This window comes from Rhodobacteraceae bacterium S2214 (assembly GCA_025141675.1).
Classification (GTDB): Bacteria; Pseudomonadota; Alphaproteobacteria; order Rhodobacterales; family Rhodobacteraceae; genus Yoonia.
The window spans coordinates 216768-232740 of record CP081161.1; the positions used below are offsets into that span (position 1 = coordinate 216768).

At 56.0% G+C, this 15973-nt stretch carries 17 protein-coding genes; 4 read left to right on the forward strand and 13 right to left on the reverse strand.

What is annotated here, in order from left to right; translation table 11 throughout:
* Position 1: 1 nt before the first annotated feature.
* A complete protein-coding gene (locus K3729_01055) occupies positions 2-1027 on the reverse strand; it encodes a phytoene/squalene synthase family protein (GenBank protein UWQ99416.1) in 1026 nt (341 codons plus the stop codon).
* Entirely contained in the window at positions 1024-2562 is a 1539-nt protein-coding gene (crtI, locus tag K3729_01060; protein ID UWQ99417.1) for a phytoene desaturase, read from the reverse strand. The genes K3729_01055 and crtI overlap by 4 nt, the downstream gene beginning before the upstream one ends.
* A 110-nt stretch (positions 2563-2672) precedes the next feature.
* Here crtI and K3729_01065 point away from each other — a divergent pair, with 110 nt between their 5' ends.
* Genes K3729_01065 through K3729_01080 form a run of 4 tightly spaced genes read left to right on the forward strand, consistent with a single transcriptional unit; the run spans position 2673 to position 6813 of the window.
* Positions 2673-3389 carry a spheroidene monooxygenase gene (locus K3729_01065; protein ID UWQ99418.1) on the forward strand — a complete coding sequence of 239 codons (717 nt, stop codon included), beginning with the start codon at positions 2673-2675 and terminating at the stop codon, positions 3387-3389.
* The gene (gene bchI, locus K3729_01070; protein UWQ99419.1) at positions 3386-4390 is read left to right on the forward strand and encodes a magnesium chelatase ATPase subunit I; all 1005 of its coding nucleotides are present in this window, start codon (positions 3386-3388) and stop codon (positions 4388-4390) included. The genes K3729_01065 and bchI overlap by 4 nt, the downstream gene beginning before the upstream one ends.
* On the forward strand, positions 4377-5957 hold the full coding sequence (locus K3729_01075; protein UWR00895.1) for a magnesium chelatase subunit D: 1581 nt from the start codon (positions 4377-4379) through the stop codon (positions 5955-5957). The genes bchI and K3729_01075 overlap by 14 nt, the downstream gene beginning before the upstream one ends.
* A gap of 1 nt (position 5958) precedes the next feature.
* A complete protein-coding gene (locus tag K3729_01080) occupies positions 5959-6813 on the forward strand; it encodes an alpha/beta fold hydrolase (GenBank protein UWQ99420.1) in 855 nt (284 codons plus the stop codon).
* Positions 6814-6872: 59 nt separating this feature from the next.
* On the opposite strand, the gene K3729_01085 is transcribed toward K3729_01080, so the two are convergent.
* The 11 genes from K3729_01085 to bchL form a co-directional block, all read right to left on the reverse strand.
* Positions 6873-7313 (reverse strand): c-type cytochrome, encoded by a 441-nt coding sequence (locus K3729_01085; protein ID UWQ99421.1) that lies wholly within the window; start codon positions 7311-7313, stop codon positions 6873-6875.
* A 123-nt stretch (positions 7314-7436) separates the two neighbouring features.
* Positions 7437-8651 carry a 5-aminolevulinate synthase gene (gene hemA, locus K3729_01090; GenBank protein ID UWQ99422.1) on the reverse strand — a complete coding sequence of 405 codons (1215 nt, stop codon included), beginning with the start codon at positions 8649-8651 and terminating at the stop codon, positions 7437-7439.
* A complete protein-coding gene (locus tag K3729_01095) occupies positions 8641-9447 on the reverse strand; it encodes a DUF3623 domain-containing protein (protein ID UWQ99423.1) in 807 nt (268 codons plus the stop codon). The genes hemA and K3729_01095 overlap by 11 nt, the downstream gene beginning before the upstream one ends.
* 93 nt (positions 9448-9540) lie before the next feature.
* Positions 9541-10659 carry a magnesium-protoporphyrin IX monomethyl ester (oxidative) cyclase gene (gene acsF / locus K3729_01100; protein UWQ99424.1) on the reverse strand — a complete coding sequence of 373 codons (1119 nt, stop codon included), beginning with the start codon at positions 10657-10659 and terminating at the stop codon, positions 9541-9543.
* Positions 10656-10952: a hypothetical protein gene (locus K3729_01105; GenBank protein UWQ99425.1), complete on the reverse strand. Its 297-nt coding sequence runs from the start codon at positions 10950-10952 to the stop codon at positions 10656-10658. The genes acsF and K3729_01105 overlap by 4 nt, the downstream gene beginning before the upstream one ends.
* Positions 10953-11016: 64 nt before the next feature.
* On the reverse strand, positions 11017-11475 hold the full coding sequence (locus K3729_01110; protein UWQ99426.1) for a photosynthetic complex assembly protein: 459 nt from the start codon (positions 11473-11475) through the stop codon (positions 11017-11019).
* 4 nt (positions 11476-11479) lie between these two features.
* Entirely contained in the window at positions 11480-12118 is a 639-nt protein-coding gene (locus K3729_01115; protein UWQ99427.1) for a PH domain-containing protein, read from the reverse strand.
* Positions 12119-12180: 62 nt separating this feature from the next.
* On the reverse strand, positions 12181-12939 hold the full coding sequence (gene puhA / locus K3729_01120) for a photosynthetic reaction center subunit H (protein UWQ99428.1): 759 nt from the start codon (positions 12937-12939) through the stop codon (positions 12181-12183).
* A gap of 19 nt (positions 12940-12958) precedes the next feature.
* Positions 12959-14389, reverse strand: a complete 1431-nt coding sequence (locus K3729_01125) for a PucC family protein (GenBank protein ID UWQ99429.1) — start codon at positions 14387-14389, stop codon at positions 12959-12961.
* Entirely contained in the window at positions 14386-15075 is a 690-nt protein-coding gene (gene bchM / locus K3729_01130; protein ID UWQ99430.1) for a magnesium protoporphyrin IX methyltransferase, read from the reverse strand. Before bchM ends, K3729_01125 begins: the two co-directional genes overlap by 4 nt.
* Entirely contained in the window at positions 15075-15971 is an 897-nt protein-coding gene (bchL, locus tag K3729_01135; GenBank protein UWQ99431.1) for a ferredoxin:protochlorophyllide reductase (ATP-dependent) iron-sulfur ATP-binding protein, read from the reverse strand. The genes bchM and bchL overlap by 1 nt, the downstream gene beginning before the upstream one ends.
* Positions 15972-15973 lie beyond the last annotated feature (2 nt).

The window sequence follows — 15973 nt, forward strand, 5'->3', positions numbered from 1 at the left end:
ACTATGCTTTTTGGCGATTGGTTCCAATTGCTTCTTGTTCACGCGCTTTCAGGTCCGCAAGAATATCCAGCACGGCCAATGATCTGCGCTGATCAGGCACGCGATGCGACGCCGCATCGACCAAGAACCGGACTTCATTGAGCGGCTGTGCATAGATCACCGCTGATGTGGGCATAAACGTCGACACCGCCGTTTGCGTGCCAGCTTGCAGCAACCACCCTAGTTTTTGCACCTTGCTCGTGTGCGCCCGCATCGAAATCGTATCGTACCCTTGGTGGCGAATTTGTGTACCGATGCCCGCATAGATCAAACGCGCAGCCCAAATTCCGGTACGCGCTTTGAAAGGTAGCGCGTTGATCCCTGCTTCAGATCGCAGATAGAGCCGCTGCGCCTCGGCCAATAGGCGTTTCACCATCATCCGCACGGCATCGGTCGGCAGTGGGTCGCGGGTGAAATTGAACGGATCAATCCCCGCTTCTGCCAGCCAATCCATCGGCAGGTATATCCGTCCCATTCGAGCGTCTTCGCCGACGTCGCGAGCAATATTGGTCAGTTGCATCGCAACACCCAGATCACAAGCTCGCGCAAGCGCATCAGGGTTGCGCACCCGCATCAAGACGCACATCATGGCACCGACAGCACTTGCCACGCGGGCCGAATAATCACGCACGCCTGACAGGTCGTTGTAGCGTCGTTCATCCGCGTCCCAAGCAAGCCCTTCAAGCAAAGCTTCTGGCAGCGCGCGCGGCATTTCAAATTCCGCAACAATCGCAGCGAATGCGCGGTCTTCCGGAGCGTCGCGCGGGCGACCCGCATAGGCCAAATCAAGCCGGTCTTGCAGGCGCAAGACGGCGGATGTTTTACACGTGCCTTCGTCTACTTCGTCATCTGCCAAGCGGCAAAACGCATACAGCGCCAAAGCCGGATCACGCACGGACACCGGTAATATCTTGGACGCCGCGTGAAAGCTTAGCGATCCTGTGCGGATCGTCTCGCGACAATGGTCTAGATCAGCCGGATCAATCATTCCGCAGCCATCCTTATGTCACGCTGTAAGGGCGCATCTGGCACTAATTTGCCCAGCACTTCTGCGCTTGATACCACACCGGGCAGGCCGGCACCCGGATGGGTCCCCGCGCCGACCAAATACAGACCTTTCGCTTCTTCGCTCACATTGTGCGGACGGAAATAGGCGGATTGCAAAATACGAGGTTCAAGCGAGAAACCCGCGCCATGCGGCGACAGATACCGGTCACGAAAATCTTCGGGTGTGTAAATCAATTCGGTCGTCAGATGGTCCCTGAAACCGGGGATTAAACCATCCAGAACATCAGCGACCTTAGCCTTATAAAGATCGCGCTCCTTACCCCAATCAACGGGGTTTGCATGGCCCAGATGCGGCACCGGCGATAGCGCGTAAAAGGTATCATCACCCTTCGGGGCGACCGTTGGATCAGTCACCGCAGGACGATGCACATAAAGCGACATGTCGTCAGCAAGCCTGCCTTTGATAAAAACGTCGCGCAAAAGCCCTTCGTAACGCGGACCGGACATGATCGTGTGATGACCTACGTCGGCCCATTTATCAGCGGTACCTTTTGTGCCGAAATACCAGACGAACAATCCCATGGACCACCGTTTGCGGTCCAGCTTTGCACCTGTCCACCTCTTTGGTTTCTTCAACATCTCTTTGTAAGTATGGCCCGCGTCGGCGTTACTGACGACCAAAGGCGCGGCTAGTGCTTCGCCATTTGTCGTGCGCACGCCTTTAGCGGCACCATCTTCGACGACGATTTCATCGATCTGTTCACCCAGCCGAATGACGCCGCCTTGCGATCGGATCACGGACGCCATGGCGTCGGCAATCGCCTGCACGCCGCCGACAGCGTAATGGACGCCATATTCCTTCTCGAGATGGCTGACCAAAGCGTACATCGACGTCACATTCATCGGATCGCCGCCAATAAACAGCGGATGAAACGACAACGCCATTTGTAAACGCGGGTCTTTCACACGGGCCTTTGCAAGACCGAGGATAGAGCGATCCGCGCGCAGTTTCGCAAACTCTGGCAGCACTTTAATAGTGGACCATGCCTTGTGCATCGGCTCTGCGACCATGCCTTCGAAGCCTACAACATAGCGGCGCTGGCTGTCCTTGAGAAAACGCTTGTAACCTTTCACATCGCGCGGCGACAAACGACCCACCTCAGCGACCATACGATCGGTGTCTCCGCATGCGGTAAATTTCGATCCATCCGGCCAGCGTATCTCGTAGAACGGATCAAGCGGCTTCAAATCAACGTCCTTGCGGAAATCACGACCGCAATCTGCCCATAATGCCTCAAACACCTGCGGGACGGTGACAATCGTCGGGCCAAGATCAAAACGATGCCCGCTTTGCAGCACGGATGATCCGCGGCCACCCACGCGATCAAGCTTATCCAACACTGTGACGGCATAGCCTTTCGCACCGAGACGCATGGCTGCGGCCAAACCGCCCAGGCCTGCGCCCACAACAAGCGCTGCATTGGAATCAGGGGAGGAAGCGAAATGTGTCAACATAGATTTACACTAAGTCGGGAAATTCGGACTGGCAAGTACAAGCTATGTGTATGCAACCTTTGCAAAAGCAGATTCATATGTCAGGGTAAGTTTACACAATAGGAATCTTCATGCCGCAAACGGTCACTCTTTCTTTCTTCAGGTTCGCAGGCCCCATCGCACGGATGTGGGCATTTGCTATGATGGGCTTTGCGCGCAGACCTATGGCCCGCATTCCCGATATCGGATTTTGGAAACTATGCGGGTCCGGCAAGGGCGAAGGGTTCACGCCGCGCATCGCCCCTGATGTCTTCGCAATCCTCGCCACGTGGCCGGACGCGCAAACTGCACATGACAGGGTAGCCGCGACCCCCATCTATAAACGCTACCGCGCCGAATCCGTAGAGAACTGGACCGTATTTTTGACCCCAACGTCAGCACGTGGGGATTGGTCTGGTGAAAAGCCGTTTTTGCCACAGCAGATCAACAGCGGACCTCTCGCGGCGCTGACCCGAGCCACGATAAAGCCCGACATTTTATCACGCTTTTGGGCGCGCGTACCGGATATTTCGGCGATGATCGGGACCGACCGTAACGTCGCGTTCAAAATTGGGATCGGCGAGATCCCGATGCTGCATCAAGTCACTTTTTCCATTTGGCCATCGCAGGCCGCGATGGACGCATTCGCCCGCACCGGACCCCACGCCCAAGCGATCAAGGCAGTACGCCAAGAAGGCTGGTTCAAAGAAGAACTTTACGCCCGTTTCGTCGTTCAATCCGACATCGGCACGTGGGGCGGCACGTCGCCGCTTGCAAACCTCACCAGATCAGAACTGGACCCCGCATGACACAGCCTTTCCCGTTTTCTGCTATCGTCGGCCAAGAAGAAATGAAACGCGCGATGATCCTCACAGCGATTGATCCGTCAATTGGTGGTGTCTTGGTGTTTGGTGATCGTGGTACTGGCAAATCCACCGCTGTGCGCGCATTGGCCGCCCTTTTGCCGCCCATTGCGGCTATCGAAGGATGCCCCGTGAACAGCGCAAAGGCGGGCGAGGTTCCGGATTGGGCCAACCTCAAAACCAAAGCCACACACGAAGTTCCGACCCCCGTCGTAGACCTACCGCTTGGCGCGACAGAGGATCGCGTGACGGGCGCGCTAGATATTGAAAAGGCTTTGTCACAGGGCGAAAAAGCGTTCCAACCCGGCCTGCTGGCGCGGGCAAATCGGGGATATCTTTATATCGACGAGGTGAACCTGCTCGAAGATCACATTGTTGACCTACTGCTTGATGTCGCGCAATCCGGCGAAAACGTAGTGGAACGCGAAGGGCTTTCGATCCGGCACCCTGCCCGTTTTGTGCTGGTCGGATCGGGCAACCCTGAAGAGGGCGAACTGCGGCCCCAACTGCTTGACCGATTTGGGTTATCTGTCGAAGTCGCCAGCCCAAAAGACATCGACACGCGGATCGACGTGATCAAACGACGCGATGCTTATGAAAATGACAACGCAGCCTTCATGATCCGGTGGCAGGCCGAAGATGCCGCCATTCGCGACCGCATTCTGACTGCGCGTAAAGCATTGAAAGACCTCAAAACACCTGATGCGACGCTGCGCGATGTCGCGGAACTCTGCCTCAAGATGGGATCAGACGGTTTGCGCGGCGAATTAACGTTACTGAAAGCGGCGCGTGCTTATGCGGCGTGGCGTGATGATACCGCCCTGACCCGTGCGCATGTGCGCGATGTGGCAGGCATAGCGTTGCGCCACCGCCTGCGCCGCGATCCGCTAGACGAAGCAGGGTCAGGTGCCCGTGTTGGTCGTGTTGTGGCCGATGTCCTTGGGTAGCGAATCATGGCAAAATGCGATGCTTGCGCTGCATGTGTTGGCGCAAAATTCGGGACTAGGCGGCATGGTTGTCCGCGCGCGGTCCGGTACTGTCCGTGATGCTTTCATGACCGCAGTGAATGACCATTTTGGCAGCGTGACCCGTTTACACCCGCTGATGTCGGATGATGTTTTGCTTGGTGGGATTGATCTGACCACGACGCTGGCGTCTGGATCATTGGTCGAAAAATCCGGCCTGTTGATGGCGGGCAATACGTTCGTCCTTACGATGGGGGAACGATGTTCCTTCGGACTAGCGGCCCGTCTTGGATGCGTATTGGATCAAGACCCAACCAAACGGCTGATTGTATTGGACGAAGGCGCGACACCTGACGAAACGGCCCCTGCGAACCTACTAGAACGGCTCGCGTTTCATATTGATCTCACAGAGGTGGGCATCAGCGATGTTTCTAGCGTTTCTTATACGTTGAACCGGACACAAACGTCCGACGACGACCTGCACCAGATCATCGCGATTGCAAATCAGTTGGGGGTCGCGTCGCTGCGTGCGCCTGCATTTGCGCTAAAGGCGCTACGTGCGACTGGTGACCTGGAAACCGCCGCTCAGTTGACGCTCGTTCACCGCGCGACACAGTTCCCGCAAGAACCAGACGATCCCCCCGCGCCAGAACAGTCGGCCGAGACCCAGCAAACCCCAACGGAAATCCCCGACGATTTGATTCTGGACGCTATTCGGGCCATGTTGCCCGACGATTTACTGGATCGGACCGCCGCACAAAAAGCGCGAGCCGGACAAGGCAACGGGAGTGGCGCCGCACGAAAAAGTAACCGCCGCGGTAGACCGTTACCTGCACGTCAGGGGCGGTTGTCGGACGGCGCACGGATCGACCTCGTCGGTACATTACGCAGTGCTGCACCTTGGCAAACGATCAGGCGGCAAATGACAGGGCGTGACCGTCTGCACATTCGTCAGTCAGACATTCACGTCAAACGCTATGAAAACCGCAGTGATCGCTTGTTGATCTTTGCCGTCGATGCATCCGGATCTGCGGCTATCGCACGGCTGGCAGAAGCAAAAGGCGCAATCGAATTGCTGCTGTCGCAGGCCTACGCCCGCCGCGACCACGTCAGTTTGATCGCGTTTCGCGGAACGACCGCAGAATTATTATTGCCGCCAACACGATCGCTTGTGCAAACAAAGCGCAGGTTGGCGGCCTTGCCCGGCGGAGGCGGCACACCGCTTGCGGCCGGTTTGCAGGAAAGCTTGATGCAAGCGCTGCATGCCAAGCAGAAAGGGTTAACCCCCACCGTGGTTATGTTGACGGATGGCCGCGCGAACATCGCTCTTGATGGCACAGCAAACAGACAACAAGCGGCCCAAGATGCGCAAGACATGGCAATTGCTGTGCGGTCTCACAGTGTCGAAAGTCTGGTCATTGATACAGGCAACCGGCCCGAAGCCGTGCTGAAACACCTCGCTTCAACACTTGGTGCGGCGTACTTGCCACTCCCGCGCGCCGATGCACACCGCCTGTCCGGTGCCGTTAGCGCCGCGTTGGACGTCTGACGTGCGCTGGCCACGCGATGCGTCCAACTGGCCCATGCGCGAATTTTCCCAGCATATTCTGTGCAAACCTCATCGCTGGCATGTGCAGACAGCTGGAAGCGGGCCACTTATTCTTTTGATCCACGGCGCTGGTGGAGCCACGCAAAGTTTCCGGCACTTGTCTCCTATTCTTGCGACCACAAACACAGTGATGGCGATCGATCTGCCCGGTCAGGGTTTCACGCAACTGGGTGGACAGGGACGATGCGGACTGGACGCGATGGCCGATGACCTATTGCGGTTACTGCATCAGATCGACGCGAAACCTGACCTTATAGTTGGTCATTCAGCAGGTGCTGCGATTGCGCTACGGCTTTGTGATCTTGGGGTCAGACCACCGCATGGCGTTGTCGGCATCAACGCAGCACTTGGAAATTTTAAAGGCGTGGCGGGATGGCTTTTTCCGGCGATGGCCAAGTTTCTAGCCGCGACGCCTTTTACGGCAAGCGTTTTCTGCGCGACCACGACGGCGGCATCCGTACACAAATTAATCAAAGGAACCGGATCAAACATCGGCCCCGAGGGAGAGGCGTTTTATCTGCGACTAGCCCAAGACACGGGTCATGTGGGCGCAACTTTGTCGATGATGGCGCAGTGGTCGCTTGATCCGCTGCTTGCTCGCCTCCCGCAAATTGATGTGAAAACAACTCTCATCGCTTGCACAAAAGACAAAGCGGTCCCCCCCCAAACTAGCGCGGAAGCAGCCGCGCATATGCCAAACGCGCGAGTTTTGGAATTGCCAAATCTTGGCCATCTTGCCCACGAAGAAGACGCGGATCAAATCACCGACATCATTCTGTCCGCGCTTCAGTCATAAATGCAAAAGGCCGCCAAGGTTTCCCCTGACGGCCTTTGCAAAAATCATTCCAAAGTGGCCTATTCAGCGAATGTCGCAAGGTATGCGTACATATCAACAGCCTGCGTTTCGTCACGTACTTTGTAGGACATTTTCCCACGCGCACGGTTGTTGTCGAGCGCTTCACGCAAGTAACCCGTTGGGTCCATGACGTATGCGACGAAGCTTTCTTCAGTCCAACCAAGACCAGTCGTTTCGCCAAGTTCAACGATAGAGTTGCCATACCGGAACCCGTCAACTGTGCCAGGGACGCGGCCCGCAACACCGTACAGGTTAGGGCCAGTTTTGGCGGCACGGCCGGCCAAAACGTTGCCGTCGGCATCTGCAACCACGTGGCAGGATACGCACTGGCGGTTGAACTGTTCTTCGCCGGCGGCCGCATCACCGGATGCAGCGTGACCGTCGGCAAATGCAGGTGCGGCAAGCATCGTGATCGCCGCTGCGATGTTAAATGTCTTCATGATCGTCTTCCTCTCGATCTAATTCTGTCGCCACATGTATCTGATACATCAGCGTCACTCTATACGTTAGCGCCTGCGCTTGAGGCGTCCAGTCCCTAGTCGTAAAATTCTCCGTGATCGGCGTTAAGCCACCGCATGCGCGAGGGCACATTGTTTCCACAATACACGCAGCGCCTTTACCAAATGATCAATGTCATCATCTGTATGTAATGGCGATGGCGTAAAGCGCAGACGTTCCGTTCCTTTAGGTACAGTCGGGTAGTTGATCGGCTGCACGTATATATCCCATTCACGCATCAGATAGTCCGACAGCATCCGGGTTTTCACAGGATCACCGATCATCACAGGCACGATGTGGCTTTCGTTCTGCATATGCGGAATACCTTCGCGGTCCAGCGCCTGACGCAATTTGGCGACTTGGCGGCGCTGGCCTTCCCGTTCGGTGTTTGACGCCTTTAGGTGTGCGATGGACGTACGCGCAGCAGCTGCTACTGCAGGCGGTAAAGCAGTCGTGAAAATAAAACCACTGGCGAAACTGCGAATGAAATCGCACAAGGGCGCCGACCCTGTGATATAGCCGCCAACAACACCAAACGCCTTGCCTAACGTGCCCTCGATCAGAGTGATCCGATCTGCAATCTTGTCGCGTTCAGATACACCGCCGCCGCGTGAACCGTACATGCCTACGGCGTGGACCTCGTCCAGATAGGTCATCGCACCATATTTTTCTGCAACTTCGACAATCTCTCGGATCGGGGCAATATCGCCATCCATGGAGTAGACGCTTTCGAAGGCTACAATCTTTGGGCAATTCGCAGGCAATGCGGCAAGTTTTTCTTCCAGATCAGCCACGTCGTTATGTTTCCAGATGACTTTCTGGGCGCGGGAATGGCGAATGCCTTCAATCATCGACGCGTGGTTGCCAGCATCAGACAGGATCACACATCCGTCTAAACGCGACCCAAGCGTCGATAACGCGGCCCAGTTCGACACGTAACCGGACGTGAACAGCAACGCGCTTTCCTTGCCATGTAGGTCAGCCAGTTCATGTTCCAACAACAGGTGATCATGGTTGGTACCACTGATATTGCGGGTACCGCCTGCGCCCGTACCTGTACGTTCAACAGCCTCGCACATTGCAGCAATCACCTTAGGATGTTGGCCCATGCCAAGGTAATCGTTGGAACACCAAACCGTTACATCACGCACGCCATCCTCGGCATGATTGGCAGCCCTAGGGAATTTCCCACATTGGCGTTCCAGCTCCGCGAAATAGCGGTAATTGCCGTCGGCTTTCAGCTGGTCCAGCTGGGCATTGAAAAGCGTATCAAAGTCCATGGTGTCTATCCGTCTTTCTTCCAAAGTCATCTTGTCGTGGGGCCGGCAGCATCCAGCGCCATAGTTTTGCATCCGGCAGCGGGATCACCATCAACCAGTGTTCAAGCAAGGCAAGCGCCGCCAATGCAGTCAGCAAAGCAAAACCAATCTGGGTCACATCGGTTTGGGCCGTCCAAAGCCGTTCCGCACAAACTGCTAGAACGGCGGTCAGCACGGTGATTGCAATCGGAAAGGCCAACGTCACAGGTCCCTGTTTGAAAAAGGTTTTCAAGTGGGTCAGGCGCGCTGGGATGAATTCCAAATTGATGCGGGGTACCCCGAAAAATAGGTTCAGCTTGGCGCAAACACGGGCCAGAAACAGGATTAGAAACGTCGCAATCGCGATCTGGTTCAATGCGCCATCAGATACAACGCTCAGCCCAATCGCCGCGACCAGCAATAACACCTCATGATAGGCCAGCGCCGACACAGCGTTCACAAAGCGCGGCCACCCCAGTTCACCGGACATCGCACCAACGCGGCGTGGACCGGTCAGAACGCCCGCCAAAAACGTCAGCTCGATCCAACCCCAAATTGCAAGGGCGCCGAGGAACCCTTGGTAGACGCCAACAACGGTTTGGGCCTGCAAAGATGCACTCACCAACGCAACGCCGATTACCAACACCGGCACGCCCGCTATGACCAAGGCAACATGGCCATCAACGCGGTCCGCGCGGCGCACAGCCATCATGATCACGCCAGTGGAAAACCACCAGATGAACAAGGCAAATAATGCTGCGATCCAAGGCTGTGTCATGTCAGGGCGTCATCATCTTCTTTTGGTTTCAAATATCTTGGGGTCCGGGGCAAAGCCCCGAAAAGGGGTGGGAGGGCGGGGCCCTCCACCCCATCAATAGGCAGGTGCCATCACAGGGCTTTCAGGCACATCACTCGCAATCGCAGGGATCGTCAGCAGCGACAGGAATGCGGCCCCTGCTCTTGCAGAACCGATCATCCGCGTCACAAACCCGCCAATGCCGCCCGCACGTTTGCCTGCTGCGATTTGTACATTTGCGTCCTGCATCTTGTTCAGCTGCTTTTCCCAACGCGGGTGATCGATATCGAGAACCATCGGGAACACCTGACGTGAAATGTCCGATGTTTTGCGGAACACTTCTTGGCCATACCATTTGGGATCAACGCCCAGCGCCTTGTGGAATTCTGGCCGCTGGTGGTCACGCACCCACATCGTCGAAAACACGGCTGTCAGGAAGAACTTGATCCACAGTTTATTGACGCGGCTTTCAGTCAGCGAAGTGTCCGTTTTCAACAGCAAGGCAAACGCTTCCCCGTGGGAAAATTCGTCGTTGCACCATTCGCGGAACCATTTGAAAATCGGATGGAACCGCATTTCCGGATGCTTCTCAAGGTGGCGGTAGATCGTGATGTAACGCGCATATCCAATCTTTTCAGATAGATAAGTCGCATAATAGATGAACTTTGGCCGGAAGTAGGTGTACTTCTTCGCTTGCGTCAAAAATCCAAGATTCACTGCTATACCGGCCTCGCGCAACGCATCATTGATGAAACCGGCATGTCTTGCCTCGTCACGGGCCATCAATTGAAACAGCTCTGTGATATCTTTGTTCGACCCGCGCCGCTTCATTTCCTTGTACAGCACGCAGCCCGAAAATTCGGCGGTACAGCTTGAGATCAAGAAGTCGATGAATTCGGCCTTCAACTTTGGTTCCATCCCGTCCCAGTCGACGGTGTCCCAATCTTCGTTTTTCTTGAAATGACCCCGGTTCGGATCTGATTTCATCTGGGCGATCAGGGTGTCCCAATCCGCGCGAACTGGCGTGACATCAATCGCGTCCATTTCGGCAAAATCGGTTGTGTAGAACCGCGGCGTCAGCAGCGTATTGGACATGGCCACTTGCGTCGCTTCTTCGTTGGTCAGTGGCGGAAGTGCCTCTTGCGCGGCGATGGCGTCTTCGGCGGTCAGGGCCTCGGATGAATGAATATTCATGACATCACCTCTTCGCTAAAGGAAAATTCGCACAATTCCATAAATTCGAAATCGCCAGTGGCACGTGTCCAAATTTGTTCGATACGGCTCGCCCGCGTGATCACCGCAGTCCGGTCTTCTTCAACCAGCTCACCGAAGGCTGCCATGATTTCAGGCCCCTGAACTTGCACCGTGTCGCCCGGATGAACGACAGCGCCGTTGTTGAATTTGACGTGCGCGGAAAGTTCTTCGAACCGGTGGCTGATCGTCACCGTGCAAGGTGCCGTTTCGCGTGTTCTGAAAAGTAGTCCCATCTGTGTGTTCCCTTTCACATATGCTGCGGCAGGATGGCTAATCCGTCGCAAGTGGTGGTTTCGTTCACTTCAGTAAATTCGCAAATGCCGCGACATTGTCGGTGCCGTAACCGATAAGATCGATGACCATTCCCGTGGACGGATCGACGATCCCAACATGCCCGTTAGTGCGGCGGACAACTTGGATCGGCGCATCTATTGCCACGGCTTGCAGCGCGCGTTCGCGTTCAATCACGCGGCCCATCACGCCCAAGAACCCGGCCCTGTCATCCGATGACGCTGCAATCACTGCTCCGGTATCGTCGCGCACCGTATATTTTCCAGTCCGGTCGCCGACCAAGGTGACAGTGCGTTCCTGCACAACAGGCGCTTCAATCAGCACGCCCGTGTCCGGCACGTCAGCCCATTGGGCGTAACCGACCAGCGCACAGCTTCCGACCATCAGAGCAAACATCGCTTGAACAAGAATGCGCGGCACCATTTCCTTTTCGGGACGCCGGTTGGGGTGGTCTAGACTGGTCATGGCTTTACTCCGCTGCAACGGCTGCGCCGCTGTTTGGTTCGACACGCGTGATCTGCGGCTGGCTGATCCGTGTTTCGGCAGCTTCTGCAAATATCTCGGCCACTTTGGCTGCATGCGGGATACAGCGTAGTGCCGGTTGCGTGCGGTTGATGTGCCATGGCCGGACATGCGGCCAGGTCATTAGGTACGACAGCCGTGTTTCACCGATCAGCTCAAAGGCAAGCGTGCCCGTGCCCGCGGCTTTTGTGTCAAGCTTGGCCGTCCCGATCCATGTATAGGGCAAGTTCAACGTCATGGTCAGCGCAGCGCCGATCCGCATGCCAACCCGCTTGTTGGTGAGTGTATATACGGTGGATTTCGCCTGCATATAGGCAATGCCGTAGATGATCGCGCAGGCAATCCCGCCGATAATCACAAAGGGGATGCCGTGTGCCATCGATTGGGTCAGTGAAACTTGGGTGGATGACACCCCGATACGCCACACAGCCAGCAAAACGAAATACCCCATGACCCATCGGATACCCCATGCTTCGCGGGCCAATGCACGCGGATTGGGGGCACCTTGCCACAAGATATGTTCATCTTCGGGCAATTCTTCGGGCAGACCCCTTACGGGTTCGAACTGAAAGTCGTCATGGGTCATCACAGCATCCCTCTGTGGATTAGATCACAAGGGGACCAGCGGCGAACTGGACCCCAAATACTTTATTGTTTTGGGTTGGCGTACATCGCGCCACCACCGAACCAAGCCATCACCTTTTCTTCTTCAAGCAATGTGATCTGCTCAGCGGATTTCGCTTGCGGAATTCCGGCCCAATTGTGGGCATGCAGTGATTGGACCATCACGTGATCCGGCTTGATCCGCGCCATGTTCATCGGGATCAACCTGTGCTGACCGGACCCTTCCGGGTTCAAGTCAACAGTCAGGTAACGCACCATCTGTTCAGGCACATCGATCCACATATCCACGATGCGGCCAATCACTTCGCCATCACCACCCATCACAGGCAAACACCGCGGATCGCGACCAGCGGACACCTTGAAATCTGCCAATGACGTCATCGGCTTGATCTTGACGTGACCGTGGGCGTCCAGTTCTGGGTGATCACTGCGGGCAGCCCAGCTTGCTGGACCAACACCGTCAACCATCGGATCACCTGTTGGGACCATTGGGGAACCCGCAGACACCGACGACTGGGCCAATGGCAAATCAGCACGCTCTGGGTTTTGCCCAGACGGCACCGTCAATTCACCGCGACCATCACGCAATGCAAACGTCTTATCGGCAGGTGTTGGAAAAATTCCCGGGCCGGACGACGGCGTTCCGTCATCATCAATCAACGGATACCCTTCGCGCATATTCTCGGTTTGCAGATAATAAACGAGGCCCGCGAAGAAGATCCAGAAACCCCAAATTGCAAGGCTCGCCAGATCAAAATTACCAAGGAATGTCGTACCAACCATGATGTTGTCCTTTCGGTGGTCAGGTCGGGAACTCAGCAAGACCGGATCTAGTCTGAGCCCCATGTGTAATCGCCTTGACCCGCACAAGCGGTCCCAGAACAATCAACGTGATGAAAAGAAGGCCAATTTCGGTGTGATAGACGACCGAATAGCCGGTGGCTGGCGTGGCGAGCGCCTCTGACAACATGCCGGTTCCAGCGGCATGGTTCACGAGGTCACGCAATGTGCCCCCGATAAATATCGACAACCCGGCGCCCGTGGCCTGCGCGGCCCCCCAAGCACCCAGCGCAAGACCTCGTCCGGCTGTTCCAGTGGTTTTCATAGTCATCGCGGCCGTCAGCGTGGCGACGCCAAACAACCCGCTTCCAAATCCGATCAATGCGGATCCAACGTAGAACAATACTGACGACCCAAGCGGTGCCGCAAAGATCACGGCAGCAAAGGCGGCAATGCCAACCAATATGCCGCGCCCACATATCCGGTAGGGGTCCATTGCACGGGCCAACCACTTTGCGGCCGTCCCGAACCCTAACAAAGCGCCACCTGCCCAAGTGGCCGTTAGCAATGTCGTGGCCGATACAGAAAGGCCAAGAATTTCGCCGCCATAAGGTTCAAGCAGCACGTCCTGCATGTTGAAGGCCATTGTCCCGATAAACACGACCGCCAACAGACGGCCCGCGTCACCACCGCTTGCGAAGTCGGACCAAGCCGCTTTGAACGTTGGCCCTTCGGCGGCGCGTTCAGCCTTCGTCATCGGGGCTACGTTTTCCTGTTTCCACAACGCAATGAGGTTCAGCAGCAAAGTCACAACAGCGGTCCCCTGCACCACTTGCACAAGGCGTAAAGCACTATAATCACGTAACAATGCCCCAATAATAATCGCCGCGAAGGCCATCCCGATCAGATGCATCACGTATAACAGGGCCACGACCTTTGGACGGGTGTCCTCGGTGGCGCGATCCGCGGCAAGTGCGAGCCCCGCAGTTTGCGTCATGTGCATCCCGATGCCCGTCAGCAGGAATGCAAGTGCGGCACCAACATAGCCCGCCCACGAAATATCAATCGCCCGGTCACCTGACAAAACCAGCAAAGCCATCGGCATAATCGCCAAACCACCGAACTGCCACATCGTCCCAAACCACAGGTATGGAATGCGTTTCCAACCAATCGCAGACCGATAATTGTCGGATTTAAACCCAACCAAGGCACGGAACGGGGCCACCAAAACCGGAATAGCAATCATCGCGGCAACCAGCATCGCGCCGATGCCGAGCTCAACAATCATGACACGATTCAACGTGCCTAAAAGCATCACAGCGGCCATCCCCACGGACACCTGAAACAATGACAGACGTAGCAACTGGCCAAGCGGCAAATCTTCAGACACCGCGTCGCCAAACGGCAAAAGGCGGGTCGACAAGGATTGCAGGGATTTGGCCTTAAAGATCACGCAGCACCTCCCTCGAAAACCAATGCGGTCGAGATGTAGAAGCTTGATTTGATACGTTCGATTTCAGTGACACGGCCTTGCGTGTTCTGCTGGCGTAGCGCCTTTTCAACAGCACGACCATTTTGCGGCACCATTTGTGGGGACCGATCAGCACGCGGAAACAACTTTCCAGCCCCGAACATCGCCATCAACAACGGGGTGCGCGGCGGCAACGTGAAGACGAATTTACCCGATACACGGGGGCCAATTGCGGCCAGCTGGCGGGCGACATCTGGGCTGGTGTAGTAGATCATCGAATCCATCGCGATCCCATGATCGAAATGACCCAACCCGGCATCAAACATATCGCCGGACCGCCAATCAATCGTACCCTTTAACGTGCGTGAGGCACGATCTTGGCCGATTTTCACAAGCGCGGGTGAAATATCAATCGCAACAACATCGGCACCACGGTTCGCCAATTCGACGGCTGCTGCGCCCGTCCCGCATCCGGCGTCCAACACACGGCACCCCGACAGGTCCTGCGGCAACTGATCCAACATCAATCGACGCATACGATCACGGCCCGCACGCACCGTCGCACGAATGCCAGACACCGGTGCATCCGACGTCAACCGTTCCCAAACCTTGGTCGCAGAGCGGTCGAAGTAATCTTCAACGCGGTCACGTGTGGCGGTGTAATCCATCAATCAAAACCCAACAGTTCAAAAATCTCGCGATCCGGCAATGGAGCCGGTGCCAAAGGTTCCGTGCCATTCCAAAGCGTCTCTGCCAGCCGGATGTATTCCTTGCGGACCAGCACAATTTCCTCGTCGTCCGGCATCTCGAACAACGTTTTCTTTTTCAGGCGGCTGCGCCGGATCGCATCAAGGTCCGGCATATGGGCAATGCGGTTAAACCCGACGGTTTTGCAGTAGCGGTCGACCTCGTCCGTTTCGCGGCTACGGTTCGCAACACAGCCCGCCAACCGGACTTTGTAATTTGCCGATTTCGCCTGCACCGCAGCAATAATCCGGTTCATGGCGTAGATGCTGTCAAAGTCGTTGGCTGTAACGATCAGCGCGCGATCGGCATGCTGCAAAGGGGCGGCAAAGCCACCACAAACAACGTCACCCAAAACGTCGAAAATCACGACATCCGTCTCTTCGAGCATGTGATGCTGTTTCAGCAATTTGACCGTCTGGCCAACGACATAGCCACCACAGCCAGTGCCCGCAGGCGGGCCACCTGCTTCAACGCATTTCACACCATTAAACCCGTCAAAGACGAAATCCTCGGGGCGCAATTCTTCTGAATGGAAATCAACGTCCTTCAGGATATCAATGACCGTCGGCACCAGCGTGCCGGTCAGGGTGAACGTACTGTCATGCTTGGGATCACACCCAATCTGCAATACTCGCTTGCCTAGCATTGAAAAGGCCGCTGACAGGTTCGACGACGTGGTCGATTTCCCGATCCCGCCTTTCCCATAAACCGAAAACACCTTCGCGCCCTCGATCTTCGCATTTTCATCTTGATGGACCTGAACAGACCCTTCGCCATCCAATCCGCGTATGTTGGGTACTTCGTCACGTGGGCTCATGC

Coding starts and splice junctions, on each gene's coding strand:
- hemA (UWQ99422.1), bottom strand. CDS start 8,651: ATGGACTTTGATACGCTTTTCAATGCCCAGCTGGACCAGCTGAAAGCC.
- bchI (UWQ99419.1), top strand. CDS start 3,386: ATGACACAGCCTTTCCCGTTTTCTGCTATCGTCGGCCAAGAAGAAATG.
- K3729_01095 (UWQ99423.1), bottom strand. CDS start 9,447: ATGACACAGCCTTGGATCGCAGCATTATTTGCCTTGTTCATCTGGTGG.
- K3729_01065 (UWQ99418.1), top strand. CDS start 2,673: ATGCCGCAAACGGTCACTCTTTCTTTCTTCAGGTTCGCAGGCCCCATC.
- K3729_01115 (UWQ99427.1), bottom strand. CDS start 12,118: ATGACCCATGACGACTTTCAGTTCGAACCCGTAAGGGGTCTGCCCGAA.
- K3729_01075 (UWR00895.1), top strand. CDS start 4,377: ATGTCCTTGGGTAGCGAATCATGGCAAAATGCGATGCTTGCGCTGCAT.
- puhA (UWQ99428.1), bottom strand. CDS start 12,939: ATGGTTGGTACGACATTCCTTGGTAATTTTGATCTGGCGAGCCTTGCA.
- bchM (UWQ99430.1), bottom strand. CDS start 15,075: ATGGATTACACCGCCACACGTGACCGCGTTGAAGATTACTTCGACCGC.
- crtI (UWQ99417.1), bottom strand. CDS start 2,562: ATGTTGACACATTTCGCTTCCTCCCCTGATTCCAATGCAGCGCTTGTT.
- K3729_01110 (UWQ99426.1), bottom strand. CDS start 11,475: ATGACCAGTCTAGACCACCCCAACCGGCGTCCCGAAAAGGAAATGGTG.
- K3729_01085 (UWQ99421.1), bottom strand. CDS start 7,313: ATGAAGACATTTAACATCGCAGCGGCGATCACGATGCTTGCCGCACCT.
- bchL (UWQ99431.1), bottom strand. CDS start 15,971: ATGAGCCCACGTGACGAAGTACCCAACATACGCGGATTGGATGGCGAA.
- acsF (UWQ99424.1), bottom strand. CDS start 10,659: ATGAATATTCATTCATCCGAGGCCCTGACCGCCGAAGACGCCATCGCC.
- K3729_01105 (UWQ99425.1), bottom strand. CDS start 10,952: ATGGGACTACTTTTCAGAACACGCGAAACGGCACCTTGCACGGTGACG.
- K3729_01055 (UWQ99416.1), bottom strand. CDS start 1,027: ATGATTGATCCGGCTGATCTAGACCATTGTCGCGAGACGATCCGCACA.